This window comes from Lentzea sp. DG1S-22, assembly GCF_036321065.1.
Taxonomy (GTDB): domain Bacteria; phylum Actinomycetota; class Actinomycetes; order Mycobacteriales; family Pseudonocardiaceae; genus Lentzea; species Lentzea jiangxiensis.
This window is the reverse complement of the sequence record NZ_CP143276.1, coordinates 7,549,237-7,575,683: the sequence shown is the minus strand read 5'-3', so window position 1 is coordinate 7,575,683 and position 26,447 is coordinate 7,549,237. Positions and strand designations below refer to the sequence as shown.

General features: G+C 71.0%; 26 protein-coding genes and 2 tRNA genes. 9 read left to right on the top strand and 19 right to left on the bottom strand.

From position 1 onward, the window contains the following. Positions 1 to 45 precede the first annotated feature (45 nt). The 9 genes from V1227_RS36025 to rimP form a co-directional block, all read right to left on the bottom strand. Complete coding sequence (locus V1227_RS36025; protein WP_329789627.1) at positions 46 to 1,353, bottom strand: MATE family efflux transporter; 1,308 nt, start codon at positions 1,351 to 1,353, stop codon at positions 46 to 48. A 50-nt stretch (positions 1,354 to 1,403) separates the two neighbouring features. Beyond that, complete coding sequence (locus V1227_RS36020; RefSeq protein ID WP_329789626.1) at positions 1,404 to 2,537, bottom strand: ROK family transcriptional regulator; 1,134 nt, start codon at positions 2,535 to 2,537, stop codon at positions 1,404 to 1,406. Beyond that, on the bottom strand, positions 2,534 to 3,520 hold the full coding sequence (locus tag V1227_RS36015) for a DHH family phosphoesterase (protein WP_329789625.1): 987 nt from the start codon (positions 3,518 to 3,520) through the stop codon (positions 2,534 to 2,536). Before V1227_RS36015 ends, V1227_RS36020 begins: the two co-directional genes overlap by 4 nt. A 168-nt stretch (positions 3,521 to 3,688) precedes the next feature. Further along, a complete protein-coding gene (gene rbfA / locus V1227_RS36010) occupies positions 3,689 to 4,141 on the bottom strand; it encodes a 30S ribosome-binding factor RbfA (protein ID WP_236219263.1) in 453 nt (150 codons plus the stop codon). A 13-nt stretch (positions 4,142 to 4,154) separates the two neighbouring features. Next, entirely contained in the window at positions 4,155 to 4,451 is a 297-nt protein-coding gene (locus V1227_RS36005; RefSeq protein ID WP_090095544.1) for a DUF503 domain-containing protein, read from the bottom strand. Between the two features lie 72 nt (positions 4,452 to 4,523). Then, positions 4,524 to 7,622: a translation initiation factor IF-2 gene (infB, locus tag V1227_RS36000; RefSeq protein WP_329789624.1), complete on the bottom strand. Its 3,099-nt coding sequence runs from the start codon at positions 7,620 to 7,622 to the stop codon at positions 4,524 to 4,526. A gap of 87 nt (positions 7,623 to 7,709) precedes the next feature. Then, complete coding sequence (locus tag V1227_RS35995; protein ID WP_329789623.1) at positions 7,710 to 8,033, bottom strand: YlxR family protein; 324 nt, start codon at positions 8,031 to 8,033, stop codon at positions 7,710 to 7,712. A gap of 42 nt (positions 8,034 to 8,075) precedes the next feature. After that, positions 8,076 to 9,089 (bottom strand): transcription termination factor NusA, encoded by a 1,014-nt coding sequence (nusA, locus tag V1227_RS35990; protein WP_236225296.1) that lies wholly within the window; start codon positions 9,087 to 9,089, stop codon positions 8,076 to 8,078. Then, on the bottom strand, positions 9,086 to 9,610 hold the full coding sequence (rimP, locus tag V1227_RS35985) for a ribosome maturation factor RimP (protein WP_236225295.1): 525 nt from the start codon (positions 9,608 to 9,610) through the stop codon (positions 9,086 to 9,088). The genes nusA and rimP overlap by 4 nt, the downstream gene beginning before the upstream one ends. A gap of 129 nt (positions 9,611 to 9,739) precedes the next feature. Between rimP and V1227_RS35980 the strand changes: the two genes are divergently transcribed. Both V1227_RS35980 and V1227_RS35975 read left to right on the top strand, forming a co-directional pair. Beyond that, on the top strand, positions 9,740 to 10,183 hold the full coding sequence (locus tag V1227_RS35980; protein ID WP_329789622.1) for a hypothetical protein: 444 nt from the start codon (positions 9,740 to 9,742) through the stop codon (positions 10,181 to 10,183). Continuing rightward, positions 10,180 to 10,608, top strand: coding sequence for a ferritin-like domain-containing protein (locus V1227_RS35975; protein ID WP_329789621.1), 429 nt, complete (start codon positions 10,180 to 10,182; stop codon positions 10,606 to 10,608). Before V1227_RS35980 ends, V1227_RS35975 begins: the two co-directional genes overlap by 4 nt. Here the strand turns inward: V1227_RS35975 and V1227_RS35970 are convergent. The 4 genes from V1227_RS35970 to V1227_RS35955 are packed head-to-tail and all read right to left on the bottom strand — an operon-like array spanning position 10,605 to position 13,722. Continuing rightward, positions 10,605 to 11,336: a hypothetical protein gene (locus V1227_RS35970; RefSeq protein ID WP_236225292.1), complete on the bottom strand. Its 732-nt coding sequence runs from the start codon at positions 11,334 to 11,336 to the stop codon at positions 10,605 to 10,607. The genes V1227_RS35975 and V1227_RS35970 overlap by 4 nt on opposite strands. 55 nt (positions 11,337 to 11,391) lie before the next feature. Continuing rightward, positions 11,392 to 12,345, bottom strand: coding sequence for an aminotransferase class V-fold PLP-dependent enzyme (locus V1227_RS35965; RefSeq protein WP_329789620.1), 954 nt, complete (start codon positions 12,343 to 12,345; stop codon positions 11,392 to 11,394). Beyond that, positions 12,338 to 12,802, bottom strand: a complete 465-nt coding sequence (locus V1227_RS35960) for a DUF4442 domain-containing protein (protein ID WP_329789619.1) — start codon at positions 12,800 to 12,802, stop codon at positions 12,338 to 12,340. The genes V1227_RS35965 and V1227_RS35960 overlap by 8 nt, the downstream gene beginning before the upstream one ends. A gap of 11 nt (positions 12,803 to 12,813) precedes the next feature. Next, positions 12,814 to 13,722: a glycosyltransferase gene (locus V1227_RS35955; RefSeq protein WP_329789618.1), complete on the bottom strand. Its 909-nt coding sequence runs from the start codon at positions 13,720 to 13,722 to the stop codon at positions 12,814 to 12,816. 100 nt (positions 13,723 to 13,822) lie between these two features. Between V1227_RS35955 and V1227_RS35950 the strand changes: the two genes are divergently transcribed. After that, positions 13,823 to 14,230 carry a YjbQ family protein gene (locus V1227_RS35950; RefSeq protein WP_329789617.1) on the top strand — a complete coding sequence of 136 codons (408 nt, stop codon included), beginning with the start codon at positions 13,823 to 13,825 and terminating at the stop codon, positions 14,228 to 14,230. Here V1227_RS35950 and V1227_RS35945 read toward each other — a convergent pair. Beyond that, a complete protein-coding gene (locus tag V1227_RS35945; RefSeq protein ID WP_329789616.1) occupies positions 14,126 to 15,085 on the bottom strand; it encodes an ABC transporter permease in 960 nt (319 codons plus the stop codon). The two genes, V1227_RS35950 and V1227_RS35945, sit on opposite strands and share 105 nt — an antisense overlap. A 118-nt stretch (positions 15,086 to 15,203) precedes the next feature. Between V1227_RS35945 and V1227_RS35940 the strand changes: the two genes are divergently transcribed. After that, positions 15,204 to 16,184: a hypothetical protein gene (locus V1227_RS35940; protein ID WP_329789615.1), complete on the top strand. Its 981-nt coding sequence runs from the start codon at positions 15,204 to 15,206 to the stop codon at positions 16,182 to 16,184. 225 nt (positions 16,185 to 16,409) lie between these two features. On the opposite strand, the gene V1227_RS35935 is transcribed toward V1227_RS35940, so the two are convergent. Then, positions 16,410 to 18,155 (bottom strand): proline--tRNA ligase, encoded by a 1,746-nt coding sequence (locus V1227_RS35935; RefSeq protein WP_329789614.1) that lies wholly within the window; start codon positions 18,153 to 18,155, stop codon positions 16,410 to 16,412. A gap of 135 nt (positions 18,156 to 18,290) precedes the next feature. Between V1227_RS35935 and V1227_RS35930 the strand changes: the two genes are divergently transcribed. Beyond that, positions 18,291 to 18,650 (top strand): VOC family protein, encoded by a 360-nt coding sequence (locus V1227_RS35930; RefSeq protein ID WP_329789613.1) that lies wholly within the window; start codon positions 18,291 to 18,293, stop codon positions 18,648 to 18,650. Here the strand turns inward: V1227_RS35930 and V1227_RS35925 are convergent. Then, complete coding sequence (locus V1227_RS35925; protein ID WP_329789612.1) at positions 18,647 to 19,603, bottom strand: GNAT family N-acetyltransferase; 957 nt, start codon at positions 19,601 to 19,603, stop codon at positions 18,647 to 18,649. The two genes, V1227_RS35930 and V1227_RS35925, sit on opposite strands and share 4 nt — an antisense overlap. An 83-nt stretch (positions 19,604 to 19,686) precedes the next feature. Between V1227_RS35925 and V1227_RS35920 the strand changes: the two genes are divergently transcribed. Continuing rightward, positions 19,687 to 20,442, top strand: a complete 756-nt coding sequence (locus V1227_RS35920) for an SAM-dependent methyltransferase (protein ID WP_329789611.1) — start codon at positions 19,687 to 19,689, stop codon at positions 20,440 to 20,442. Between the two features lie 683 nt (positions 20,443 to 21,125). Here V1227_RS35920 and V1227_RS35915 read toward each other — a convergent pair. From V1227_RS35915 to yaaA, 3 genes are all read right to left on the bottom strand, one after another. Next, the gene (locus V1227_RS35915) at positions 21,126 to 22,700 is read right to left on the bottom strand and encodes a DEAD/DEAH box helicase (protein WP_329789610.1); all 1,575 of its coding nucleotides are present in this window, start codon (positions 22,698 to 22,700) and stop codon (positions 21,126 to 21,128) included. Between the two features lie 236 nt (positions 22,701 to 22,936). Further along, positions 22,937 to 23,905, bottom strand: coding sequence for a serine protein kinase RIO (locus V1227_RS35910; RefSeq protein WP_442916405.1), 969 nt, complete (start codon positions 23,903 to 23,905; stop codon positions 22,937 to 22,939). Positions 23,906 to 24,117: 212 nt separating this feature from the next. Then, complete coding sequence (gene yaaA, locus V1227_RS35905) at positions 24,118 to 24,846, bottom strand: peroxide stress protein YaaA (RefSeq protein ID WP_329789609.1); 729 nt, start codon at positions 24,844 to 24,846, stop codon at positions 24,118 to 24,120. A gap of 59 nt (positions 24,847 to 24,905) precedes the next feature. Here yaaA and V1227_RS35900 point away from each other — a divergent pair, with 59 nt between their 5' ends. The 3 genes from V1227_RS35900 to V1227_RS35890 all read left to right on the top strand — a co-directional run bounded on the left by V1227_RS35900 (position 24,906) and on the right by V1227_RS35890 (position 26,396). Beyond that, complete coding sequence (locus tag V1227_RS35900) at positions 24,906 to 26,228, top strand: hypothetical protein (protein ID WP_329789608.1); 1,323 nt, start codon at positions 24,906 to 24,908, stop codon at positions 26,226 to 26,228. Between the two features lie 16 nt (positions 26,229 to 26,244). Further along, positions 26,245 to 26,316 (top strand) — tRNA-Gln (locus V1227_RS35895). A gap of 6 nt (positions 26,317 to 26,322) precedes the next feature. Beyond that, positions 26,323 to 26,396: transfer RNA gene (locus tag V1227_RS35890), tRNA-Lys, on the top strand. The last annotated feature ends 51 nt before the right edge of the window (positions 26,397 to 26,447 follow it).

The following is a 26,447-nucleotide window of genomic DNA, read 5'->3' as shown; positions in this document are numbered from 1 at the left end:
GAGGTCGGCCACAGGGCCCGGCCGGGAGTGCGGTGGTGGGCCTGCTCACCCCTGCCGGACGGCGCCCTCCACGGCCCACTCCCCCGACCGCGTGCGCCACACCACGGCCAGCAGCCGCAGCACCATGAACGCCGACAGCCCGGTCCAGATGCCCGCGAGGCCCCACCCGAACGCGTACGACGCCCACACCAGCGGCAGGAACCCGACCACCGCCGAGCCGAGCGTCGCGGTCCGCATGAACTTCACGTCACCGGCGCCGAGCAGCACCCCGTCCAACGCGAACACCACGCCCGCGATCGGTTGCAGCGCAACGAAGAACCACCACGCGTGCGGGATCTCCGCCAGCACGCCCGCGTCGGAGGTGAACGCCCGCGGCAGCACGGTGAACAGCGCCGCGAACACCACCCCGAGCCCGATGCCGAACACCAGCCCGTACCGGGTGACCTGCCACGCCAGCTCCTCCGCCTGCCGGCGCTTCGACGCCCCCAGGGCCGCCCCGACGAGGGATTGCGCCGCGATGGCGAGCGAGTCGAGCACGAGCGCGAGGAACGTCCACAGCTGCAGCACGACCTGATGCGCGCCCAACGCGCCGACGGACGTACGCGCCGCCACGGAAGCCGCGCTGATGAAGCACGCCTGGAACGCCAAGCTCCGCAACACCAGGTCGCGCCCCATGCCGAGCTGCGCGCGCATGGCGGGCCACTGCGGCTTCAACGGCACGTGCTCGGCGAACAACGCCCGGAAGAAGAGCCCGGCCGAGAGCAGCTGCGCCACGACGTTCGCGACCGCGGAGCCCTCCAGCCCCCAGCCCGCGCCGTAGACGAGCGCGGGACACAGCACCGCGCTGATGCCGTTGCCGATCAGGATGTACTTCAACGGCCGCTTGGTGTCCTGAACACCACGCATCCACCCGTTGCCGGCCATCGTGACGAGGATGAACGGCGCACCGAACAACGCGATGCGCACCCACTCGACAGCCGCGTCCGCGACAGCGCCGTCACCCGCGAGCAGCTCCGCCAGCGGACGCGCGAACACCTGCCCGAGCAGCACCACGAGCACGCCGGCGGCGAGCGCGAGCCACGTCGCCTGAACGCCCTCCTCGACGGCCTCCCGGCGCCGCCCGGCACCGTGCAACCGAGCCGTGCGTGCCGTTGTGCCGTACGACAGGAACGTCAGCTGCGTCGACACCTGCGTGAGCAGCACACCGCCGAGCGCGAGCCCGGCCAGCGGCAACGCCCCCAGGTGACCGACCACCGCCGTGTCGACGAGCACGTACAACGGCTCCGCCGCCAAGACCCCCAGGGCAGGCACCGCCAGCCCGATCACCCGCCGAGCGGGAACCCGATCCTCCACCTCACGAACCTAAGCGCTGACGAGTGCGCCCGTGCGGTGACGGCGGCCACTCACGACCGCTGGGACAGCCCGAACACCCGCTCCCGCGCCACGGCGAGAGCCGAGTGCAACGCCCCCGACCGCACCGGCTTCGCGGTGATCTGCGCCAGGTGCACCGGCGTACGCGGCACGACGAGCTCCACCAGCTCGGCCGCCACGAGGTCGCACAACGTCTCGCCTCCCGCGTGCGCCACCGCACCGGACAACAGCACCAGCTCCGGGTCGAGCACGCACACGACGTTCGCCAGTCCGAGCGCGATCCGGTGCGCCAGGGCGGTGAGGAACGCCTTGCCCTCGGTGCCCGCGTTCAGCGCGTGCGCGACGGCCTCGAGCCCGGTCGGCCGCACGATGCCGTACTCCGCCGCGAGCTCGACGATCGCGTCGCTGTCGACCTGGTCGCCGTAGCGCCCGCCGGGCACCTGCATCGAGTCGATCTCACCGGCACCGCCGGTGACGCCGCGCAGCAGCACGCCGTTGACGACGACCGCGGAGCCGATCTCGTCCGCGGGCCAGAACAGCACGAAGTTCCGCACGCCGACGGCCTTGCCGGAGCTCATCTCCTCCAGCGCGGCGAGGTTGATGTCGTTCTCGATCGACACCGACGTCCCGAGCAGCTCGCGCAACGTCGACGGGAGGTCCACGTCGACGAGCCCCGGCAGGTGCGGCGCGAACCCGAGGTGCCCGGTGGAGGGGTCCACCGCGCCCGGCGTGCCGACCACGACGTGCGCCAACGCGTCGAGCGACAGCCCGGCCAGCGCCGCGGCCTTCTGCACCGTCTCCCGCACCACCCGCAGGGTGTTCTCCCCGGGCATCGGCGCGCTGTGCTCGGCCAGCAACGACCCGGTGATGTCCGCGATCACCACGTCGATCAGCTCGGCCGACAACGCCACGGCCGCGACGTACCCCACGCCCCCGTTGACGGCCCACATCTGCGCTCGCGGCCCGCGTCCGCCACCGCGCAACCCGGTGCGGACGACCATGCCGTCCTCCTCGAGCCGCGCCAGCAGCTGGGCGGTCGCGGGCTTCGAGAGCCCGATCACCTCTTCCAGCTCGGCGCGCGTCATCGCGCCCGTGCGCAACAACGTCTCGATCGCGGCCCGGTCGTTGATCTCCCGCAGCAGCCGCGGACTGCCTGTCCGTGTCATGACCCCACCTGCTCCAACGCGCCCTTCAGGGCGGCGACGACCTGCTCCGCGGCCCCGTCGAACGTGAACCCGGCCGCCAGCCGGTGCCCGCCACCCCCGAGGACCTGCGCCACCTCGCGAACGTCGACCCGGCTGACCGCGCGCAGCGACACCGACCAGAACCTGGGCCTGAGCTCCTTCAGCACCGCCGCGACCTCGGCCTCGGAGGTGGAGCGCACGACGTCGATGACGCTCTCGACCTCTTCACTGCGAACACCGCGGGCGTCGTCCAGATCCACGACCGCATGCACGAGCCCCAGTCCGTGCGCCGCTTTTGGATCGAATTCGGCTTTGGCCAGAACCTTCGACAACATGCCGAGATACGCGAACGGGTGCGAGTCCATCAACGGCCGCGTGACGGCGTACGCGTCCACTCCGGTCTCCAGCAACCGCGCGGCCGTCCGGTGCGCCTCGGGCCCCGCCTTGCGAAAACCCCCGGTGTCCGTCACGAGTCCCGCGTAGATGCAGCGCGCGACCGGCTCGTCGATCTCGACGTCCATCTCGTCGAGCAGCTTGAGTGCGATGAGCGCCGTGGCTTCGGCGTGCTCGTCGATGCAGTGCACCGTCCCGTAGCGCGTGTTCGACACGTGGTGGTCGACGACGATCACGGGCCCACGGGCGTTCGCGACGCGATCCCCCAACGGCCCCAGCCGCTGCACGCTGCCCGTGTCCAGGACGACCAGGAGCTCGGGCGCCTCGGGCACCTCGTCGCGGTGGACGAGCAACCCGGCCGTGTCCAACGCTTTCAGGCTCTCGGGCACGGCCTCCGGCTCACCGAACGCCACCCGCACCGCCACCCCGCGCCGGTGCAGCGCGAGCCCCACCGCCAGAGCGCTCCCGAGCGTGTCGGCGTCGGGGTTGATGTGACTGAGAAGGGTCACATCGCGGGCGCCGGCCAGCAACCGCGCGGCCTCGGCAATGGTGGTGCTCAGGTCGTCTGCCACAGGGAGACGTTAGCCGCTAACTGTCCAAAAGTGCTGTGCGGGACCCTCGGACAAGACAGTTTCCATCCGATTGCAGCGCGAGCGTGCCAAGTGGACTGTTCGCGACGACGGCAGGGCGGACGCGGTGAACCGCGTCCGCCCTGGTCACGAGCAGAGATCCGGACGAGGTCAGTCCTCGTCCTCGTCGTCCTCACGAGGTGCCTTGTACGGGTCGGCCTCTCCGGCGGGAGAAGCTCCCACCGCGCGCCGGGCCACCTCGGCGTCGGCCGCCTGGGCCTTCGCCAGCAGCTCGTCCATCTTCCGGGCCGCGTCCGGCACGGTGTCCGTCATGAACGTCAGCGTCGGCGTGAACCGGACTCCGGTCTGAGCGCCCACCAGGGAGCGCAGGACGCCCTTGGCCTTCTCGAGGGCCGCGGCGGCACCGGCGTAGTCGGGTTCGACGTCCAGGCGCTCGCCCAGAACGGTGTAGTACACGGTCGCGTCGTGCAGGTCCCCGGTCACCTTGGTGTCGGTGATCGTGACCCTGGCCAGGCGCGGATCCTTGACCTCGTGCTCCAGAGCCGAAGCGACGATCTGCGAGATCCGCTTGGCGAGCTTGCGGGCACGTGCCGTGTCGGCCACGAGCCTCCCCTTCCTAATCGTCCTCCGGCCCGACGAGACGCGTCCGGGCGGAGAGCAGTTCGAGTTCGGGCCGTCCCGCGACCAGCCTTTCACAGCCGGCCAGGACGTCCCTGACATGCGCCGCGTCGGCCGAGACCGCGGCGACACCGATCAACGCGCGCCGGTGCAGGTCCTGGTGACCTGCTTCGGACGCGGCGACCTCGAAGCGCTTGCGCAGTTCGGCCACGACGGGCCGGACCACCGAGCGCTTCTCCTTCAACGAGTGGACGTCGCCCAAGAGCAAGTCCAGTTCCAGAGCACCCACGTACATGAGCGAGATCCTCCAGAAGAAAGGGGTGCGAAGCCACTGGTTAAAGCGGCTTCGCACCCCCTCACCCACCGACTAGGCGCGCGGCTTCTCGCGCATCTCGAAGGTCTCGATGATGTCTTCCAGCTTGAGGTCGCTGTAGTTGCCGAGCGTGAGACCACACTCGAAACCTTCGCGAACCTCGGTGGCGTCGTCCTTGAACCGCTTGAGCGAGCTGATCGGGAGGTTCTCCGCGATCACCTTGCCGTCGCGGAGCAGGCGAGCACGCGCGTTGCGGCGGATCTCGCCCGACAGGACCATGCAACCCGCGATCGTGCCGACCTTGGAGGACTTGAAGACGTCGCGGATCTCGGCGCGGCCGAGCTGGACCTCTTCGTACTCCGGCTTGAGGAGACCCTTGAGGGCCGCCTCGATCTCGTCGATCGCCTGGTAGATGACCGTGTAGTACCGGACGTCCACACCTTCGCGGTTCGCGAGTTCGGTCGCCTTGCCCTCGGCCCGGACGTTGAAGCCCAGGACGATGGCGGAACCGGCCACGGCGAGGTTGATGTCGCCTTCGGTGATGCCACCGACACCGCGGTGGATCACGCGCAGCTCGACGTCGTCGCCGACCTCGATCTTCATGAGCGCGTCCTCGAGGGCCTCGACGGTACCCGAGTTGTCACCCTTGATGATCAAGGTGAGAGCGCTGGTTTCCTTGAGCGCGGCGTCCAGGTCTTCCAGGCTGACGCGCTTGCGCTTCGCCGCGTTGGCGGCGTTGCGGGTGCGGGCCTGACGACGCTCGGCGATCTGGCGGGCCACCCGGTCCTCGTCGACGACGAGGAACGAGTCGCCGGCGCGCGGCACCGAGGTCAGACCGATGACCTGCACCGGACGCGAGGGCGTCGCGACGGTGACGTCATCGCCGTGCTCGTCGACCATGCGGCGGACGCGACCGTACGCGTCACCCGCGACGATCGAGGAGCCGACGCGGAGCGAACCACGCTGCACGAGCACCGTGGCGACCGGACCTCGACCGCGGTCGAGGTGCGCCTCGATCGCGACACCCTGGGCCTCCATGTCCGGGTTGGCCCGGAGGTCCAGCGAAGCATCGGCGGTCAACAGGATGGCCTCGAGGAGGTTGTCGATGTTGATGCCCTGCTTGGCCGAGATGTCGACGAACATCGTGTCGCCGCCGTACTCCTCGGCGACGAGGCCGTACTCCGTCAGCTGCTGACGGATCTTGGAGGGGTTCGCACCCTCCTTGTCGATCTTGTTGACCGCGACCACGATCGGCGCCTGAGCGGCCTGCGCGTGGTTGATCGCTTCCACGGTCTGCGGCATGACGCCGTCGTCAGCGGCGACGACGATGACCGCGATGTCGGTCGCGTTCGCACCACGGGCACGCATGGCGGTGAACGCCTCGTGACCCGGGGTGTCGATGAAGGTGATGAGCCGCGGGTTGCCCTCGAGCTCGGTCTCCACCTGGTACGCGCCGATGTGCTGGGTGATGCCACCGGCCTCGCCCTCGTGCACCTTCGCCTTGCGGATGGTGTCGAGCAGGCGGGTCTTACCGTGGTCGACGTGACCCATGACGGTCACGACCGGCGGGCGGATCTGCAGGTCGTCCTCGTCACCGGCGTCCTCGCCGTAGGTGATGTCGAACGTCTCGAGCAGCTCGCGGTCCTCCTCCTCGGGGGACACGACCTGCACGACGTAGTTCATCTCGGTGCCGAGCAGCTCCAAGATCTCGTCGGACACCGACTGGGTCGCCGTGACCATCTCGCCCAGGTGGAAGAGCACCTGCACGAGCGACGCCGGGTTGGCGTTGATCTTGTCGGCGAAGTCGGTCAGCGAGGCACCGCGCGGCAGGCGGATCGTCTCGCCGCTGCCCTTGGGCAGGCGGACGCCACCGACCGAAGGCGCCTGCATGTTGTCCATGTACTCCTGGCGCTTCTGCCGCTTGGACTTGCGTCCACGGCGCGCCGGACCACCCGGACGACCGAAGGCACCAGCGGTGCCGCCGCGACCAGCGCCGCCGCCACCGGGGCGACCGCGGAAACCGCCGCCACCAGCGGGCGCGCCGCCACCGCCACCGGCACCACCGGGACGGAAGCCACCGCCACCGCCACCGCCGCCACCGCCGCGGAAGCCGCCACCGCCGCCGCCCCCACCGGGACGACCGCCGCCACCGCCACCGCCACCGGGACGGCCACCGCCGCCACCGGGACCAGGACGGTTACCGGCCGGACGGTTGCCCGGCATCATGCCGGGGTTCGGCCGCGGGGGCATGTTGCCCGGGTTGGGACGGGGACCGCCCTGACCCGGCGCCGGGCGAGGACCGCCCTGACCGGGGCCGGGACGACCGCCACCCTGTGCGGCCGCGGGACGCGGACCACCCTGACCGGGCGCACCGCTCGGACGGGGGTTCGCCGGACGCGGGTCACCGGGCTTCGGACCACCGGCGGGGCGGTCGCCGCCCTGCTCGGGGCGCGGGCCGGGACGAGGTCCGGGACGCGGCGAGGGAGCGTTGCCGCCACCGACGCCGAAGGGGTTGTTGCCCGGACGCGGGGCGCGCGGGCCCGCGGGCTTGGGAGCCTGCGTGCGCGGCGGGACCACGGCCGGGGACTGGCCACCGGCGGACGCGGCCGGGGCCTGCGGCTGCTGGGGCTGTGCGGGCTGCTGCTGCGGAGCCGGGCGCGGGCCCGGACGCGGACCGCCACCCGGCTTGGTGCCGGGAGCCGGGGCAGCCTTCGGGGCGGCCGGAGCCGACGCGGCGGGTGCCGGTGCGGCGGCCGGGGCCTGGGGCTGCGCGGCGGGCGCCGCGGGAGCCGGAGCCTGCGCGGCAGGAGCTGCCGGAGCGGGCTTCGGGGCCGGCGGGCGCGGGGCGGCCGGACGCGGTCCGGGCATGCCCTTGGGCGCAGCGGGCCTGTTGTCGGACGCTGCCGGCTTCGACTCCGCCGGGGCGGGGGGTGCGGCAGCTGCGGGTGCCTTCGGCTTCGGAGCGGACGGCTTGGGCGCCGGCTTCGAGGACTTGGCTTCGTAGGCGTCGCGAAGTCGCCGGGCCACCGGGGCCTCGACGGTCGACGACGCGGACTTCACGTACTCGCCCTGTTCGGCGAGCTTGTTGAGAACTTCCTTGCTCGTAACACCGAGCTCTTTCGCGAGCTCGTGCACGCGGGCCTTGCCTGCCACTGGTCTCCTAGGTCGTGAGGCCGGTGGGCAAGTCCCATCGACCTCGTCTTAACGTCGCGCGTTCATGTCTTCAGCTTCACGGCTGACTCATGACGGGTCGACCTGCTTCCTTGTTTCCTGCTGGCCCCGGGGCTGTCCCGGGACCTGTTTCCCGTGCCGCTCGAAGTGCTCGCGCAGCGGAGCGACGTCGAGTGCTCCCTGGACCCGGAGGGCCCGCGAGAACGCCCGTCGCCGCTCGGCGTTGCGGAGACATTCGAGATCGAAGTGCAACCAAGCACCCCGACCCGGAAGCCGCCGATGGACGTCCGGAACCACCGAACCGTCCACCGCGACCACTCGCAGCAGCTCGGAGGGCAACGTCCGGGTGCGGCATCCAATGCACGTGCGAACAGGGCCGATGTGCTGGGACACCACTCCCGACGATGAACCGTTGATAATTCTATCCCCTGGAGCTCATTCAGCCGAACCGGATGTGACCGCACCGGCGGCCGGAGCCTCCGCGTCACTGCGGATGTCGATGCGCCAGCCGGTCAGGCGGGCGGCCAGGCGGGCGTTCTGCCCCTCCTTGCCGATCGCCAGCGACAGCTGGAAGTCGGGCACCACGACGCGGGCCGTCTTGGCGCGCTCGTCGACCACCTTCACCGACACGACCTTCGCAGGTGACAACGCGTTCCCGACGAAAGTGGCCGGGTCGTCCGAGTAGTCGATGATATCGATCTTCTCGCCACCGAGCTCGTGCATGACGTTGCGCACACGGGCACCCATCGGGCCGATGCAGGCGCCCTTGGCGTTCACTCCGGCAACCGTTGATTTCACCGCGATCTTCGAACGGTGACCTGCCTCACGTGCCACCGCGGGGATCTCCACGGTGCCGTCCGCGATCTCCGGGACCTCGAGGGCGAACAGCCGCCGCACGAGGTTCGGGTGGGTGCGCGAGAGGGCGATCTGCGGCCCGCGGGCGCCGCGGGAGACGCTCACGACGTAGCACTTGATGCGCTCGCCGTGGTTGTACTGCTCGCCCGGCACCTGCTCGGCCGGCGGCAGCACCCCCTCGGTGTCCCCCACCTGGACGACGACCATGCCGCGGGCGTTCGCGCGGGCGTCGCGCTGCACGACACCCGCGATGATCTCGCCCTCCTTGGCGGAGAACTCGCCGAAGGTGCGCTCGTGCTCCGCGTCGCGCAGGCGCTGCAGGATGACCTGGCGCGCCGTCGTGGCCGCGATGCGGCCGAAGCCCTCCGGAGTGTCGTCCCACTCCTCCTGGACCGACCCGTCCGGACCCAGGTCCTGCGCGAGCACGCGCACGACGCCGGTCTTGCGGTCGATCTCCACGCGCGAGTGCGTGGCGTGGCCTTCGGTGTGCTTGTAGGCGGTCAGCAGTGCTGACTCGATCGCCTCCAGGACCGTCTCGAAGGGGATGTCCTTTTCACGTTCGATCGCCCTCAGGGCGGCGATGTCGACGTTCACCTCGGCTCCTCCTCCGGTGCTTTCCGAGTGAGCCGAGCCAGTTCCTCGACCGGCGGCTGCTTGAACTCGATCTCCATGACCGCGCGTTCGATGTGGCGGTACTCCACGCGCCGCAGCTCGCCCTGGTGCAGCAGCTCGACCCCGGTCTCGTCGCACTCGCCAACCCGGCCGAACCACTCGGCCTTCTCCGGCTGCTTGACCTTCACGAGACGCAGGTGCGCGCGCTTCCAGTGGCGCGGGCGGGTGAGCGGGCGGTCGACACCCGGCGAGGTGACCTCGAGGGTGTACGGCCCGTTGATCAGGTGGTCGTGCGCGTCGAGCGCGGCGGAGACCACGCGGCTCGCCTCGGCGACCTCGTCGAGCCCGATGCCGTCTTCACCGTCCACGACGACCTTGACCAGACGGCGGCGCCCAGCCTGATTCACGTCGAGCGCGTCGAGGTCGAAGCCGGCGGCTTCGAGAGCTTCCCGCACAACGGGTGTTAGCTGCGCGGAAAGGTCTCCGCGCGGCGGGCTGGACACGTGGTGTCTCCTTCAGTTCGAACGCATGAAAACCCCGGCCGACGCTGTTTCCGGCGGCCGTGGACGACCAGACTATCTCGTTCGCCCGGCTCCCACCGACCCGCACGGCTGCTGGCAATATGGGTTCGCGTGATCTCCGAATCGGTCAGCCGCCGCCGTGTGCTGCTCGCGGTGGCCGCCGCACCGCTCTCCGTTGCGTGCACCACAGAACCCCCGGCGCCACCCCCGCCGGACCCGCTGTCGGCCCTCGCCGCGCGGGCCCGTGCGGACGTCAAGCTGGCGCAGTCGCTGACGGCGGTGCCCGCGGCCGCGGAGATCGCCAAGGCCCGCGAGACGCACGCGACCCTGCTGCAGGCCGAGGTCGACCGCGAACGGCCGCCGCTGTCGTCCACGGCGCCGCCCGCCCCCACGAGCCCGCCCACGCCGCCGGACCCCCTGGCCGCGCTGCGGACCGCGCTCGACGAGTCCGTGCGCGAGGCCTCGGCCGCCGTCGCCTCGCTGCCCTCCTACCGCGCCGGTCTCGTCGGCTCGGTGGCCGCCGGCTGCGCGTCGCTGCGGGAGGTGCTCGGATGAGCGTGGAGGCCGTCCAGACCGCGCTCGGGACCGAGCACGCGGCGTTGTGGACCTACGGCATGGTGTCGGCGTTCCTGGACCAGCAGTCCGCCGCCGTCGCCGAGGGCGCGAACCTGCACCGGGCGCGCCGCGACACGACCGAGCGGTGGCTGAAGGACCACGGCGCGACGCCGAACCCGCCCGCGGCCGCCTACCTGCCGCCGGCGCCGGTGTCCGACGCCCCGTCCGCGCTGGCGGCGCTCGTCGCCGCCGAGCAGGACACCTGCGCGGCGTGGCGGGGAGTGCTGGAGCGGACCGACGACGCGGCGCTGCGCACGTCCGCGCTGGAGGCGCTGACGACAGCGGCGGTGCGGGCGACGCGGTGGCGCAAGGCCGCCGGGACGACCCCGGCATCCATCGCGATGCCGGGGGTCGCGTCCGGTTAGCCGGTGAACGAGGACGCGAGCCTGATCGCGTCCTCGGAGACCTTCTTCATGTCCTTGTTGTGCGCGAGCGCGTCGGGGCCCCTGGTCGGCGAGTCGGACTCGACGATCACGACCTCCTCGTCGCGCTGCTCGGAGGCGTACCCGCCGTTGGCCAGCGTGGTCAGCGGCGGCACGCTGATGGCCTTGTCCAGGACCAGGTCCTTGACGTTGCCGGTGCCGTCGCGCTGGGTCAGCTCGCGCAGCTGACGCGCCTCCTCGGCCGTCTTCATCTTCACGACGGACACGGACGAGTAGACAGTGCGGCCGTCCGGCAGTTTGGCCGTGTAGAACGCACGGGTCAGCTGCAGGCACGGCGTGGTCTTGAAGAACGCCTGCGTCTGGCTCGTGGCGTGCGCGGCGCAGTCGCTGTCCTTCACCGGCTCCGGCAGCTCCGGCACGGTGGTGAACTCGTACTCCCCCGCGGTCTTCTCGGGTTGCGCGACCTGCTTGTCCACCGGGTCCGAAGGCTGCAGCACCCACCAGACGAGCCCGGAGACCACCGCGACGCCGACGAGTGCCAGCGCCCTGCCCACCCACGTGCTCTTCCGCACGGGTGCGGGTGGGGGCGGCGCGGGCATGTGCCCCTGGCGGTTGTCCATGATCGACTGGAGCTTCACGAGCTCGTCGGCCGGGTACAACGGCGCGGTGTCGGTGGGCCTCGGTGGGAAGCGAGGCAGGTTCTGGGTCACCTCTTCAGGTGACTGGCGTGGTTCCGACACAAGGAGCCACGGTAACGGACGGCAGTCAGCCGAGCGCTTCGAGCACCCGGTCAACGTCCTCGACCGTGTTGTAGAGGTGACATGCGAACCGTGTGCGACCTGCGCGGACAGACGACACGACGCCCGGGACGGGTGGTGCGTCGACGGACACGATCGCCGAGCCGCGGGACGGCAGGCCGAGCCCGGTGAGGAGCCGATCAGTCAGGCTCACGCAGTGCGCGCGCACTGCGTCGAGGTCCAGGGTCGCCACCCACGGGAGCGCAACCGCCGCGCCGACGTGGGAGAACCACGTCGGCGATAGGTCGAACCGCCGTGCGTCGGAACGCAGCACGAGCTCCGTGCCGTAGTTCTCGCCGGTGCTGTACCAGTTGGCCGCCAACGGCCTGAGGAAGTCCATCCGGTCCGGCCGCACCGCCATCCAGGCCGCGCCCCGCGGTGCCATCAGCCACTTGTAGGCCACGCCGACGACGAAATCGGCCCACGCCAGTGACAACGGCATCCACCCCGCCGCCTGCGAGACGTCGAGCAGCACCGGCTTCCCGGATCCGCGAAGGCCTTCGAGGTCCGCGATCGTCCCGTCCGCGCTCTGGACCACGCTCACCGCGACCAGGTCGCACTCGTCCACCGTGGACACGACCCGGTGCCCCGCGGCGACGAACGGCAGCGAGACGCTCGTGAACTCGCCGGGGTCGACGAAGACCTTCGAGCCGGTCGGCAGGGCCTGGGCGACCAGCGACGCGAACTGCGACACCGTGGCACCGCACGCGACCGACGCGGCGGGCACCCCGACCAGCCGCCCGAAGGCCTCGCGGGAGGTCTCCACGACCTCGTTGAACGTCGAGGACGTGTCCTGGCCGCGCCGCCACCGCTCGTGCGAGGCCGCCACCGCGTCGGCGACGTGCCGCGGGGGCACCCCGATGGACGCCGTGTTCAGGTAGCCGGGCTCGACGTCGAAAACCGCTCCGAAGGCCTCACGCATGCGTGAGCTGCTTGTCGCGCTTGCGCCGCGCGTAGACCTGCTTCTTCACCCGTGCGATCACGGTCCCATCCTGCCCGACGACGTCCGTGTCGAACCAGATCAAGGCCTTCTCGGTGTCCCTGGTCCGTTCCAGCACCTGCTCGACGTGCTCGTCGGTCAGCCGGAACTCGGCGTGCACCGTGCCGCGGCCGGGTGCGACGAACTCGATCTCGCCCGCCCGGTCCCACACGACGTGCTCACCCTTGAGCTGGTTGAACAGGAGCAACACCCAGAACGGGTCGGTCATCGCGAACAGCGAGCCGCCGAAGTGGGTGCCGAAGAAGTTGCGGTTCCACGGACGCAGACGCATCCGCACGCGCGCATACCGGTAGTCCGGCGAGATCTCCTCGACGCGGATGCCGGCGAACAGGAACGGCGGCCACAGGTTCATCCCGAAGCGCAGGCGGCTTGCCTTCATAAAAAACAGTGTTACACAACCTCCACCAGCCTGTCCGCAACTTCCTCCGGCGACGGCATGTGACTTATCTCGTCCGCGATCCGACCTGCGGCTTCCCGGTAACGGCCGTCGGTGAGCAGCAGCTGCACGCACCGGGCGACCGCCTCGGCACCGATCGCGTCCGGGCGCACTCCGGCGCCCGCCTTGACGAGCGCCTCGGCGTTGCCGAACTGGTCCGCCCCTCGCGGCAGTACGACCTGAGGGACCCCCTCGGCCAGAGCGTTCAGCATCGTGCCGCTTCCGCCGTGGTGCACGACGACGTCCGCCTGCTTGATCACCTCGGCCTGCGGCAGCCACCGGTCCGGCGTGGCGACGACGATCTGGGCGTCGAGCCGTCCGAGGTCCCCCACCGCCGTCGCGAGCAGTTCTTCCGTGCCGAACACCGTTCCGAAGGTGACGTAGACGAGCTTCTCGTGCGTGCGTTCCGGGACCCGGCCGGGCGTGGCGTGCGGCACCGGGCGGAGCAGGATCCGGTCGTCGGTGAAGTCCGCGTTCTGCAGCGAGGGCGGGCAGAGGTCGAGGTGCCGTCCGCCGTCGGGCCGCGCCAGCCCGATGCCGTCGTCGAACATGCGCCCGAACCCGTGCCACAGCACCGGGAACGCCCGGCGCTTCGCCTCCCGGACCACCTCGGGCACCGACCAGCCGCTGATCACCAGGTCGGGCAGGACGCGTTCGAGTTCGGGAGCGATGTCCTCGGCGTAGATCTCGCCGAACGCGAGGCCGGGGCGGAACGGCCGCAGCCCCAGCCGCCCGAGTTCGGGGTGCATCTCCTCGCCGACCGCGAAGTGCACCTCGTGCCCGGCGTTGCGCAGCGCTGACGCCAACGGGATCAACGGGTACGTGTGGCCGACCGTGGCCATGCAGGCGAACAGCACGCGCATGACGTGACGATACTGAGGTCTTCGAGAGCGAGGCGCGATTCGCCTGCTCACGTGCTTGCGGTCGGCGGCCCTGCCCGGGTGGTTCGTAAGATCTGAGGCCATGCGCAGCGAGGAGATCCAGGTCCGCACCGGTTCCGACGAGGTCGTCCACGACCTCACGAGGGAGTGCGAGCGGTTCCTCGCAAGCGAGAACGGCGACGGGCTGCTGCACGTGTGGGTGCCCCACGCGACCGCGGGCGTCGCGATCATCGAGACCGGCGCGGGCAGTGACGACGACCTGCTGACCGCGCTGGAGCGGATCCTGCCCCGCGACGCGCGGTGGCGGCACCGGCACGGCACCCCGGGTCACGGCCGTGACCACGTGATGCCGGCCCTGGTGCCGCCCTACGCGACGATCCCGGTGCTAGGCGGTGTGCTGGCGCTCGGCACGTGGCAGTCCGTCTGCCTGGTCGACACCAATGTCGACAACCCCGTCCGCACGGTCCGTCTGAGCTTCCTGGCCGGCTAGCAGCAGCACGACGCCGACGAGTGCGATCCCGCCGAACACCCACCACTCGGTGGTGACGGAGCCGTCGTACAGGAGGCTGCGCAAGCCTTCCGCGGAGAACCGGAAGGGCGTCCACGACCACAGGACCGCCTCGTAGACGGGGTGGAGCAGCTCCGGCACCTGCCCCGCGACGGCGGGCGCCATCAGGTAGAGCAGGCCGAGGACGCCCATCGCGCGGATGCCGAGGTGCCGGAACAACCCGGCCTGCAGCAAGGCGAACGCCACGGCGACGGCGAGCAGGAAGGTGAGCGCCGCTGCGCCGGGGGTGACGCCCCACCAGACCAGCAGCCCCGCGGTCGAGCCGGTGACCAGCACGGCGGTGACCAAGGCGGACAGCCACCTCATGCGCTGCCCCCTCAGCACCACGAACAGCAGCCCGGCGATCATCCCGCCGACCCACAGCAACGCGCTCGCGGCGAGTGGCGCGGTGCGTTCGGCGGCCGTGGGGGCCCGGGCGTCGACCTCGACCGGCAGCCCCGCGCCCTGCGCGACTCCGGTCAGGACCTGTTGCGCCACCTGGGTGCCGGACGGGTTGACCGCCGGGTTGAGCCGGATCGCCGCCCGGCCGGGCGCGATCTCCAGGACTCCGTAGACCTCCTTGTCCGCCAACAGGGTTCGCGCCTCGTCGGCGGACACGACCCTGATGTCGACCTCGGCCGAGTCTGCGGCCTTCACGCGCTCCGCGACCGGCGGAGGCGCCACCACGGCGAGCGGCACGTCGCGCGGGTGCACGGTGGCCTGCACGCCGAACGTCAGCAGTCCCAGGAGAAACGCCACCACCGCGCCTGCGGCGGCGGTGACCAGCGCGGTGCGCATCGTGCACCTCCAAAGTTCACCAAGCGTTGAATTAACAGGGACGGTACGCCCGTTTCTCCCGGAAAGTAAACGCATGATGAATTGCAGGGCTGTCAGACCCACCAGGTACGGTTCCCCCGTGACGTACCCAGGTGGTGGACAGGGCGGCTGGAACGACCAGCAGGGCTGGGGCCAGCAGCAGGGTGACCAGAGCGGTGGCCACCCGACGGGGGGCTACCAGACCGGCGGCTACCCGCAGACCGGTGGTTTCCCGGAGACCGGCGGTTTCCCGCAGCAGGGCGGCTTCCCGCAGCAGCCCTACGGCGGCGGGTACGGCGGCCTGGGCGTCTACGGCGGCTTCGACAACGAGCCGCCGAAGAAGAGCAACAAGACGCTGTGGCTCGTGCTCGGCGCGGTGGTGCTCGTGCTCCTGGTCGGCGGCGGCCTCACGTGGCTGCTCCTGTCCCGCTCGGACGACCAGGCCGCGCAGCCCGCCCCGTCCCCGACGAGCAGCGCCACCTCCTCCTCGCAGCCGGCCGAGGCGAAGTGCCCGAGGAACGACGGCCAGCAGTGCGTCGAGACCAGCCTCGGCTTCACCTACGAGGTCCCGAAGAACTGGGACATCCTCAGCGAGGCCAGGATCCCGGTCGACAAGTTCGACGGCATCTCGCTGTCCGGCGTCACCTCGTACGGCGACTACGAGTGCGAGGGCAAGAACTACACCAAGGGCACCAACGGCGGCGCGCTGCTGCCCAAGGGCGACATCGACAAGACCGCCACCGACTTCACGAAGTCCTTGGCCACCCAGTACTACAACTCCGGCGGCGAGCCCAAGGTGGAGCTCACGCAGCCGAAGCCGGTGAAGATCCAGCACACCCAGAAGGACGGCAAGAAGGTCACCGTCGAGGGCGTGCAGGTCGACGCCACCGTGACCCAGTCCGCCAACAAGTGCCTGGCGTCCAAGGGAATGCTCAAGGTCGTCGTGCTCAACGGCAGCAACAGGCTGCACGTGCTGGTCGTCAACGGAGACCTGGAGGGCGGCGGAGGCGGCACCACCCCGCCGCTGGTCAAGGAGTCCGACCTGCAGAAGATGGCCGAGTCGCTGGTCCCGACGACCTGACGTCCGGCCCGCGCCGCTCCGGTCCCCTCGCGCCGACCGGCACCGCGTCCAGAGCCTCCTGCGGCGTTCGCCTTCGGACGCCCCTCCGCCCTGCGGCAACGTGCCTCCGCCGCCACGCCGGAACCGTTGCCCCGCAACCCGCTCAGCGGCCGCAGGACCAGCCCCGGAAACGCCGGACGCCGGGCCGCGCGACCAGCGCGCGACCCGGCGTCCGAAGTTCCCGGCTCAGCCCTTGACGACCTGCACCAGGTGGTCGACGGCCTCGGCCACCGGCACCTCGACGCGCTCGCCGGAGCGGCGGTCCTTGACCTCGACCGTGCCGTCCTTCAGCCCGCGCCCGATCACGAGGATCGTCGGGATGCCGACGAGCTCGGCGTCGGCGAACTTCACGCCGGGGCTCGCCTTGCGGTCGTCCAGCAGCACGTCGAGACCCTTGTCGCTGAGCTGCTTCGCGAAGTCCTCACCGGCGTTGAGCAGCGTCTCGTCCTTGCCGGCGACCACGACGTGGACGTCGGCGGGCGCGACGTTGCGGGGCCAGATCAGGCCGCGCTCGTCGTGCGACTGCTCCGCGATGACCGCGACGAGCCGCGAGACGCCGATGCCGTACGAGCCCATGGTGATCCGGACCGGCTTGGAGTCCGGGCCGAGGGCGTCGAGCGAGAACGCGTCCGCGTACTTGCGGCCCAGCTGGAAGATGTGGCCGATCTCGATGCCGCGCGCGGCGACGAGCACGCCCTTGCCGTCCGGGGAGGCGTCGCCCTCGCGGACCTCGGCGACGTCGATGACGCCGTCGGGCGTGAAGTCGCGGCCCGCCACGAGGTCGACGACGTGGTGGTCGGCCTTGTCCGCGCCGGTGACCCACGCGGTGCCCTTGACGACGCGGGGGTCGGCGAGGAAGCGGATGCCGTTGGCCTGGATCGCGCCCGGACCGATGTAACCCTTGACCAGGAACGAGTTCTTCGCGAAGTCGGCCTCGTCGACCATCGCGACCTCGGCGGGGCTGAGCGCCGCCTCGAGGCGCTTGAAGTCGACCTCGCGGTCACCGGGGACGGCGATCGCGAGCAGCGTCCAGTCCTTCTGGCCCGGCTGCTGCGTCTTCACGATGACGTTCTTCAACGTGTCCGCCGCGGTGAACTTGCGGTCGGTGTTCGCGTTGAGGAAGTCCACCAGCGTCTCGATGGTGGGCGTGTTCGGCGTGTGGTGCACCTGCGCCGCGGGCTTGTCGTCGATCGGCTGCTCGGCGGGCACGGGCGTCGCGACGGCCTCGACGTTCGCCGCGTAGCCGGACTCGGTGCTGCGCACGAACGTGTCCTCACCCGTCTCGGCGACGGCGAGGAACTCCTCGGACGCGGACCCGCCCATCGCGCCGGACGTGGCGGAGACGATCACGTACTCCAGGCCGAGCCGGTCGAAGATGCGGATGTAGGCGTCGCGGTGGTTCACGTACGACTGGCTCAGGCCCTCGTCGGTCAGGTCGAACGAGTACGAGTCCTTCATGAGGAACTCGCGGCCGCGCAGGATGCCCGCACGGGGACGCGCCTCGTCGCGGTACTTGGTCTGGATCTGGTACAGCGTGACCGGGTAGTCCTTGTAGGAGCTGTACTCACCCTTCACGGTGAGGGTGAACATCTCCTCGTGCGTCGGCCCGAGCAGGTAGTCGGCGCCCTTGCGGTCCTTGAGGCGGAACAGGTTGGGGCCGTACTCCTCCCACCGGTTCGTCGCCTCGTAGGGCTCCTTGGGCAGCAGGGCGGGGAACTGGATCTCCTGCGCGCCGAAGGCGTCCATCTCCTCGCGGACGACGGCCTCGATGTTGCGCAGGACCTTGAGCCCCAGCGGCAGCCAGGAGTATCCGCCCGGCGCGACGCGGCGGACGTAGCCGGCGCGCACCAGCAGCTTGTGGCTGGGCACTTCGGCGTCCGCCGGGTCCTCGCGAAGGGTTCGCAGGAACAGCGACGACATCCTGGTGATCACGGTGGGTACTCCTCGTTCACGGGCTGTTGGAGCAGCGTACTGGTTGGACGTTCCGCGAAATCGCGCGCGGTGCTCGCCACGGGCCCTCACCTGCGACGACAAGAATTGTCAGACTCCTTGAGTAGCGTCCTGCCCATGCCACTGACGATCGACATGATCACCATCGACACCCCGGACGCGCGCAAGCTCGCGGAGTTCTGGACGGCCGCTCTGGGCACGACGGTCCAGAACGACTGGGGTGGGTTCATCGTCCTCGCCCCGAGCTCCGAGAGCGGCCCGACCCTCGGCTTCCAGCAGGTCCCGGACGCCACACCGGGCAAGAACAGAGTGCACTTCGACTCGCACGTGCCGGACCGCAAGGCGGAGGTCGAACGCCTCGTCGGCCTGGGTGCCACCGAGGTGGCCGTGCACAGCGTGCCGGGCCTGGTCTGGTCGGTCCTGGCGGACCCGGACGGCAACGAGTTCTGCGTCGGCCAGGCGGGCGAGGAGCTCTAGAGCTCCACCGGCATCCCGTAGTCGGCCCAGGTCCGCACCACCCCGAACCCGGCGCGCTCGTACACCCCGAGCGCACCGGTCGGGTTCGCCGTGTCCACCGAGAGCCCGGCTCTGGCGTACCCCTGAGTCCTGGCCTGGGCCAACGTCCAGCTCAGCAACCCGGAGGCCACCCCGCGCCCGCGGTGCTCCTCGAGGGTGCCGACGTCCCCGATCCACAGCTCGCGCACGCCGGTCATCTCCTCGACGACCGGGTAGTGCCGCGCGAGCACGAACCCGACGACAACACCCTCGTGCAAAGCGAGGAAGGAGCTCTCCGGCACGAACCGCTTGCTGTTGGTGAACGACGCGGCCCACTCCTCCGGACTGCGCTCGACGGACCCCCAGTGCCGCGCGAACGCCGTGTTGGACACCGCCCGGACCTCGGCATCCCGAGCCGCCGAGAACGGCACGGCCTCGTACCCGGCCGGCATCGGCACCCGGGCGAGTGACTCGCCCAGCGCCACCTCCAGTTCGTGGAAGTGCCGCTCAGCACGAAAACCCCACCGCTGCACCAGCGCCACGTGCCCTGCGCACCGGCTCTCGACCATCGTGCTCACCACGAGCGGAAGGTCCGGGTGCTTGTCGACGTGCAGGCCCCGTGCCAGCTCGACCATCCGCGGCAACAGCCGAAGCCCGACACCACGCCGCCGAAACGAGGGGTGCACGAACCCGTCGAGCCGAACCCGGTGCGCCCCAACGGGCTTGTCCCGCACCACGACCATCCCGTAGGCCGCGAGCTCGTCCCCCACGAGCGCGGCAACGGACCCGCGAGGGAGGTCGGCCTCAGCGAACGACTCGACGAAGTCCTCTTCGGACAACAACTCCCCGGTGTCGTCCGCGGCCTCGACAGCGTTGTACAACGCGGCCACCGCCGGGATGTCCGCGGTCGTGAGCGAGCGCCACACGAGTTCCACACCCCGAAACTACGACGAGACCCGACCCCAGCCAACCGAATAACGCGTTGCCCGAACACCCCGGCAACGCCATCCTGCGCCAGATGACACCGCCAGAGATAGCGCCCCTGCACGACGACCTGACCTTCCACGGCCCGTTGTCCGAAGAACGAGCAGCCCGCCTCATCCGCTCACTGCTCCCCCTCGACAACGCCCACGTCCTCGACCTCGGCTGCGGCTGGGCGGAACTGCTCCTGCGCACCCTCGAAGCAGCCCCCACGGCCACCGGCACAGGCGTGGACCTGAACCCGGCCGACATAGCCAAAGCCACCGCCAACGCACAGGCCAGAGGCTTGACCTCGCGAGCGAGCTTCCACGCAACCGACGTGGCCCAGTGGCAACCGGACAAACCAGCCGACGCCGTCATCGTGAACGGCGCAACCCAGGTCTGGGGCGGCGACCCCCTGCACCACACCACGAACGCCCTGACAGCAGCCAGGTCCCTGCTACGCCCAGGCGGCAAACTCCTGCTGGGCGAAGGCTTCTGGGAACGAGAACCCACAGAGGCCCAACTGGCGGCAATGCCCATCCCCCGCAACCAGTACGGCTCACTGGCAGACCTGGTCGACCTGGCCCACACCCACGGCTACCGCCTGCTGGCCGCAGAACAGGCGAGCCTCGACGAGTGGGACATCTTCGAAAACGGCCACGGCCTCGCCTGGGAACGCTGGCTGCGCGACAACCCGACCTCCGAACACGCCGCCGAAATCCGCGCCAAGGCGGACAGGAGCCGCAACTACCGCCTGCGAGGCTGGCGAGGAACCCTGGGCCTCGCCTACCTGACGCTCCAGGCCCCCTGACAGCGGCGCGGGCAGAGCCGGCGTAGAGCAAGGCGAGGCTGAGGAGGGCCAGGCGGGCCAGGGCCAGGTTGGCCCGGTCAGGTAGGTGCCGGACCGGGCCGGACACAGCCGGACCGGGCCAAGTGGAGTTGGGCCGGGCTGGACTGGCGGGGCTGGGCGGCAGGCCGGGCAGGGCTGGGGCCAAGGGGCCAAGCCGTGCATCGGCCCCACGCAACCCACGATGCCGAAGGCGAGCCAGGCGCAAAGGCGAAGCCGAGCCGTTTTCAACCCCGCCCCAGGCTTGTCAGCTCTTCACAACGACCCGAGGTGGGGCGGTCCCGTCACGAGTCGTGCCTCAGCTCTTGCCGGCTCGGGCGCGGCTTGTGACGGGACCACCCCACCGGACGCCCACCGCTACGCAACAGCAAGCCGCCCAAAGCACCAGGCGTGCCATCCGACCCGCAGACGGCGCCGGCCGGTCTTCGATCAGATTGGCGGGGTCCGGGGTGGAGCCCCGAGCCTGAAACCGGCGGCTCCCGGCCCAAGCAGACCCCGACAAGCGGACGGCGACCGCCAACGCAACCAGACAAAGACCAAGCGCCAAGCTGGCGCAGGCGTCCCCCCAACAGGAAGACCCCCTGAGCCCAAACGCTGCTCAGGGGGTCCGACAAGATCACCTGGCGGATTTCACCGCCGGCCGATCCTCAGTGCTGAGGCGCCCGGCGAGGCCGTCCGCTGCGCTCCGAACGGCCGAACGCACGACCGCCCTCGGTCCGCTCGGTCCGGCGAGGCCCGCGGAACTCGCCACCGTCCGCGGAGGACCGACGAGGCCCACCGCGGAACTCGCCCCCTTCCGCGGAACGACGACCGGCTCCGCCGCGGAACTCACCGCGACCGGTACCGGCACCGGGGGCGCCGAACCGGCGCGAGGACCCGCGGCGGGCGGGCTTCTCCCGCTCCAGCACGGGCTCGCCGCTGGGCGTGCGGGCGCCGGTGATGCGGACCAGCTCGTCGTCGCCGGGCCGGACCTTGGTGCTCTCCGGACGGATGCCGGCGCGAGCGGCCATGCCCTGGACGGCGCGGCGCTGGTCGTGCGTCACGAGGGTGACGACGGTGCCGGACTGGCCGGCGCGCGCGGTGCGACCCGCGCGGTGCAGGTAGTCCTTCGGGTCGGCCGGCGGGTCGACGTGGACGACGAGCGAGACGTCGTCGACGTGGATGCCGCGGGCGGCGACGTCGGTGGCGATCAGGACCGGCGTGGTGCCCTCGCGGAACTCGCCGAGCACGCGGGTGCGGGCGCTCTGCGCCTTGCCGCCGTGCAGGGCGCCGGCGTGGACGCCGACCGAGCGGAGCTTCTTGGCCAGGCGGTCGACGTGGTGCTTGGTGCGCACGAACATGATCGTGCGGCCCTCGCGCGCGGCCATCTCGGTCACAACGTTCTGCTTGTCCTCAGCGGACACGAACAGCAGGTGGTGCTCCATGGTCGTGACGCTCGCGGTGGACGGGGCCACCGAGTGCGTCACCGGGGAGTGCAGGTACTGGCGCACCAGCTTGTCCACGTCGCCGTCGAGCGTCGCGGAGAACAGCAGGCGCTGACCGTCCTGCGGGGTCAGGTCGAGGATGGCGCGGACCTGGGGCATGAAGCCCATGTCCGCCATCTGGTCGGCCTCGTCCAGCGCGGTGATCTCGACGGAGCCGAGGTCGCACGTGCCCTGGCGGACGTGGTCGGACAGACGGCCGGGCGTGGCGATCAGCAGGTCGACGCCGCGGCGCAGGTGTTCGATCTGGCGCGGGAACGACGTGCCGCCGACGACGACGCGGCACCACAGGCCCAGCGCGCGGGCGTGCGGCATGAGCGCCGTCTCCACCTGCATCGCGAGCTCGCGGGTCGGGACGAGGATCAGGCCGCGGGGCTTGTGCGGCAGCGAGCGGCCGGCCGCGAGGCGGGTCAGCATCGCGAGGCCGAACGCCAGCGTCTTGCCGGAGCCGGTCTGGCCGCGGCCGAGGATGTCCTTGCCCGACATCGCGTCGGGAAGGGTGGCCGCCTGGATGGGGAACGGCTCGGTGATTTCGTTGGCGACGAGCGAGCGGATCAGCGCGTCGGCCAGGCCGAGTTCAGCGAACGAGGGCAGCGGGCCTTCCGGCAGCGTGCTCTCGAAGTGCTCGGCGACGATCGGTTCCTCGACCCGCTGCTGCGGACGCGAGGAATTGCCCTGGCGACCCGAGCGGCGGCGCGGTGACCTGCGGCTTTGTCCACGCTCGGAACGACCTTCGGACATTGATGGCAAAACAAACCTCCGGGACATGGCACGTCTCGAGGCTGCCCCGCGCGCTACCGCGGTGCCGATCACAAGGACGGGCCCGGCGTGGTGGTCACGCCGCTGATGAGTAGGTGGAAACACCGGTCAACGGCCGTCAGGCCTTCATCGGTGTACAGCACAGTCTAACTGATCAGTGGCGACACCTCACGCGCCCGGCAGTGTCCTTGGACACGGCCGGGCGCGCGACGGCGGGGTCAGCCCATACCCGCCACGTCCAGCAGCGTTGCCACCAGCGCGGACGGGTCGCCGATCTCCGGCGGGAGGCCGCGCGCGGCGAACCAGCCGCAGATGTTGCGGACGTCGCGGTCGAGGAACTCCACGCCGCGGGGGTTCGCGACGAGGTCGACCACCTGGGGCAGGTCGATCACGACCAGCCTGCCCTCGTGGACCATCAGGTTGTACGCGGACAGGTCGCCGTGCGTCAGGCCCGCCTCGGCGAGCGTCGTCAGCGTCGCGACCAGCTGGCGCCACAGGTCGAGCAGTTCGTCCTCGTCCGGACGGGTCTGCGCGAGCCTCGGCGCCGCGTTGCCCTCGGCGTCCCCGATGAACTCCAGCAGCAGCTCGGTGCCGCTGCGCTGCACCGGGTACGGCACGGGCGCGCCGATCTGCCACAGCCGGGAGAGCGCGGCGAACTCCGCGACCGTCCACTGCTCCGCGATCAGGTTGCGCCCGAACGAGGTGCGGTTCGTGATCGCCCGCGTCTCACGGGACTTCTTCATGCGACGACCCTCGAGGTACCCCGCGTCGCGGTGGAACATCCGGTGGTCGTTGCTGCGGTAGCGCTTGGCGGCGAGCAGGCACGCCCGGTCGCCGATCGCGCGTTCCAGCAGGAAGACGTCCGCCTCCTTGCCCGTCTTCACGATGCCGAGCTCGCGGTCGACCGCGGCCAGCTCCGTGATGAGCCACGACGGGTGCGGCTTCGGTCCCTGGTCGGCGTCGCCCCACGTGGACCAGCGGTCGCCGTCCTCGGGGGTGTCTGCCGAGCTGAGCTGGTCCTCGCGCACTCGCGCGACGCGCAGCTTCTCTTCCTCGGTCATGCGGCCGCGACGGGTGGGTTCCGCGTCGTCGATCCTGGACCTGGTGCGCTTTCCCTTGCGCCGCATCGTGTCGGCGGTGTCGTCGAAAGCGGATTCGTAGCGTTCGAAAAGATCGTGCTCGCGCACGGTGGGGTCTCCCGGAAAGGATGAAGGGTGACCGCCCCACTGGCGCTCTGCGATCAAACGGTGCTGATCAGGCGCGAAGGGCGGCTGGACGGGTCGCGAACGCGGTGCCACGTCCCCAGACAGGTTCTGACATCACGCACCTCCTCGATCCAGTTCCGATGTCACGCTTCGAGGCAGAAGAATGCCCTGCGGCCCCACCGGCCGCAACCGAATTAACCGGTGATCAGGTCGGCGGTCTTCCCGCCGGTCGGCACGAGCCGCAACCCGGCCTTCTGCGCGAGCTTGACCAGGCCTTTCAGGTCGCCGGGCTCGGCGCTGGACCGGGCGATGGCCCGCGCGAGCAGGCCCTTGTGCGCCTTGTTGAAGTGGCTGACGACCTTGCCCTCGCTGGTCACGACCCGGACGACGACGGCGTGCGGGATCTTCGCGAGGCTCGAGTACGCACCGGACCGGAGGTCCACGACGAACTCGTCCGCGCCGGCCAGCACGGGCTCCAGCGCGGGCTTCCACACCGTGCGCAGGCTGCCGTGGTCCGGCAGCGCGCTGCCGCCCGACAACCGGTAGGCAGGCACCGGGTCACCGCCGCGGACCACTCCGAACAGCGCGGACGCGACCGCGAGCCGCTGGCAGGCGCGTTGTTTCTCGGCCTTCTTCAACGACGGGAAGTCCAGGTTGTCGTAGAGCACGCCGGTGTAGCGCAGGAGCGCGGGCGTGGTCCGCGACGTGCGCAGGGCGGCGTTGCGGTGCACCTCGTCGACCTGGCGTTCGGAGATGTCGAGCGCCTTGAGGCTCGCCGGGACGTCCCGCGCGAGGTCGGCCAGCGCGGACACCAGCTCGTCCCGGACCGGGTTCAGCTCGGGGAACGACAGCGCGTCGAGGTCGAGCGGCGCGCCCTCGCCGCCGATCGCCTTGGTCTCCGACGGGGGAAGCAGCACCAGCACGGTCGAAAGGGTAGGGCAGAGCCCGAAAACCGCTGGACAGGGCGTGGTCCTCTGGAGGCGTGGAAGCACTCGACCGCCTGTACCGCTCGCTCGACGCACGGCCGCGCCCGGAGGACGTGGCCGTCCTGGTGCTGGAGGTGAACCAGACCCTGACGCGCCGCGAGCGCGCGGTGGTCGAGGGCGTCGCCGGGCACGCGTCGCGCTGGCAGGGGTTCTCCGGCATGAGCGACGACTACGCGCGCCCGGTCGGTGCGGCGCGGCAGGTCGCCGCCACCAGGCGCCTGTTCGACGTGGACGCCGCGGTGGACACCGAGGACCCGGTGTCGGTGCTGGAGTTCGCCGAACTGGCCGGCGCCGGCATCGGCTGGGACCCGGAGCACACGGACTTCCTCGCGGACCGGCTGAACCGCGAGGCGCGCGAGGCGGCCGGTGTCGAGCTGTCCAAGCGGCAGTACAACCGCCGGTTCCGCATGCTGCGCAGGCTGTCCGCCAAGGCCGACCGGCTCGGCCGCGCCCAGCGGCTGCGCAGCGCGACGCTGCGCGCGTCGGCGGGGTTCGTCGACGTGATCGACCGCGACCGCTTCGGCGCGGACGTCGACGCGGCCTGCTTCGTCGCCTACTTCACGGCTCGCCGCAAGCTGCGCCGCGAGTTCAGCCTGACCGGCCGGGAGAACCCGTTCGACCAGGTCGCGGACGTGCTCTTCGCGCGGTGCCGGGCCCGCGCGGACACCGACTGGGCGATGATCGCGCTGGCGCACCCGGTGTGGGACGTGCTGCGGCACCTGTCCGCCGACCAGCTCGGCGAGCTGCTCGGCCGGTGGTCCGCGGCGACGCGGTCGATCGCGGCCGTGCTCGGCGGCGTGTGGCGTTCGTCGGACGTCGACCGGGCGACCATGGTCGTGCGGTCCGGCGTCGACTCGTCGACCTGGAACGCCTTCGCGGGCGCTTACAATGCCGCACGCGCGGCGTGGATCTCGTGCCTGCACGCCGCGGGGCTGTCGTCGCTGCTCGACGGCGCCTGGCCGGGCAAGGCCATGCGCGTGATGGCGGCCGACCTCGTCGCGTGGCACGGCGGCCTGCACCCGGACACCTCGGTGTGGGCGCGGCTGCCGCTGCCGTGGGAGGTCCTCGACGGCACGGCGGCGTGCACCCGCGCGGACGTGGAGGCGGCGTGCCGTGAGCACGGCGTCGACCCGGAACGTGCCGGGTGGACGGCGCCGCGCGAACACGGCGCGATCGCGCGCTTCCGCCCGACCCCGGAGCTCGTGCACGGCGTGTCCGTCTCGGATCCGTTGTGGGGCATGGTGTTGCGGCGCGCGCACGTGTTCAGCGGCAAGCCGGTCCGCGCCGAAGTATCGGGTGGACAGAACACGCTCGGTTGAGCAAGCTGGGACGCGTTCGGTGGTAGCTCAGTGGTGGAGCGCCCGGCTCTGGACCGGGTGGACGCCGGTTCGAGCCCGGCCCGCCGAACGCCTGGAACGCGTAGCTCAGCGGTAGAGCTCCGGCTCTTCTCCGGAGGGACGCCGGTTCGAGCCCGGCCGTGTTCCCCAGTCGCCTGCGTGCCGGTCTCACAGGGACCGGCACGTAGGGTGCCCCATGGG

Coding starts and splice junctions, on each gene's coding strand:
- V1227_RS36020 (WP_329789626.1), bottom strand. CDS start 2,537: ATGACACGGACAGGCAGTCCGCGGCTGCTGCGGGAGATCAACGACCGG.
- V1227_RS36005 (WP_090095544.1), bottom strand. CDS start 4,451: ATGTACGTGGGTGCTCTGGAACTGGACTTGCTCTTGGGCGACGTCCAC.
- V1227_RS35975 (WP_329789621.1), top strand. CDS start 10,180: ATGAGCGTGGAGGCCGTCCAGACCGCGCTCGGGACCGAGCACGCGGCG.
- V1227_RS35965 (WP_329789620.1), bottom strand. CDS start 12,345: ATGCGTGAGGCCTTCGGAGCGGTTTTCGACGTCGAGCCCGGCTACCTG.
- V1227_RS35960 (WP_329789619.1), bottom strand. CDS start 12,802: ATGAAGGCAAGCCGCCTGCGCTTCGGGATGAACCTGTGGCCGCCGTTC.
- V1227_RS35955 (WP_329789618.1), bottom strand. CDS start 13,722: ATGCGCGTGCTGTTCGCCTGCATGGCCACGGTCGGCCACACGTACCCG.
- V1227_RS35950 (WP_329789617.1), top strand. CDS start 13,823: ATGCGCAGCGAGGAGATCCAGGTCCGCACCGGTTCCGACGAGGTCGTC.
- V1227_RS35945 (WP_329789616.1), bottom strand. CDS start 15,085: ATGCGCACCGCGCTGGTCACCGCCGCCGCAGGCGCGGTGGTGGCGTTT.
- V1227_RS35930 (WP_329789613.1), top strand. CDS start 18,291: ATGCCACTGACGATCGACATGATCACCATCGACACCCCGGACGCGCGC.
- V1227_RS35920 (WP_329789611.1), top strand. CDS start 19,687: ATGACACCGCCAGAGATAGCGCCCCTGCACGACGACCTGACCTTCCAC.
- V1227_RS35915 (WP_329789610.1), bottom strand. CDS start 22,700: ATGTCCGAAGGTCGTTCCGAGCGTGGACAAAGCCGCAGGTCACCGCGC.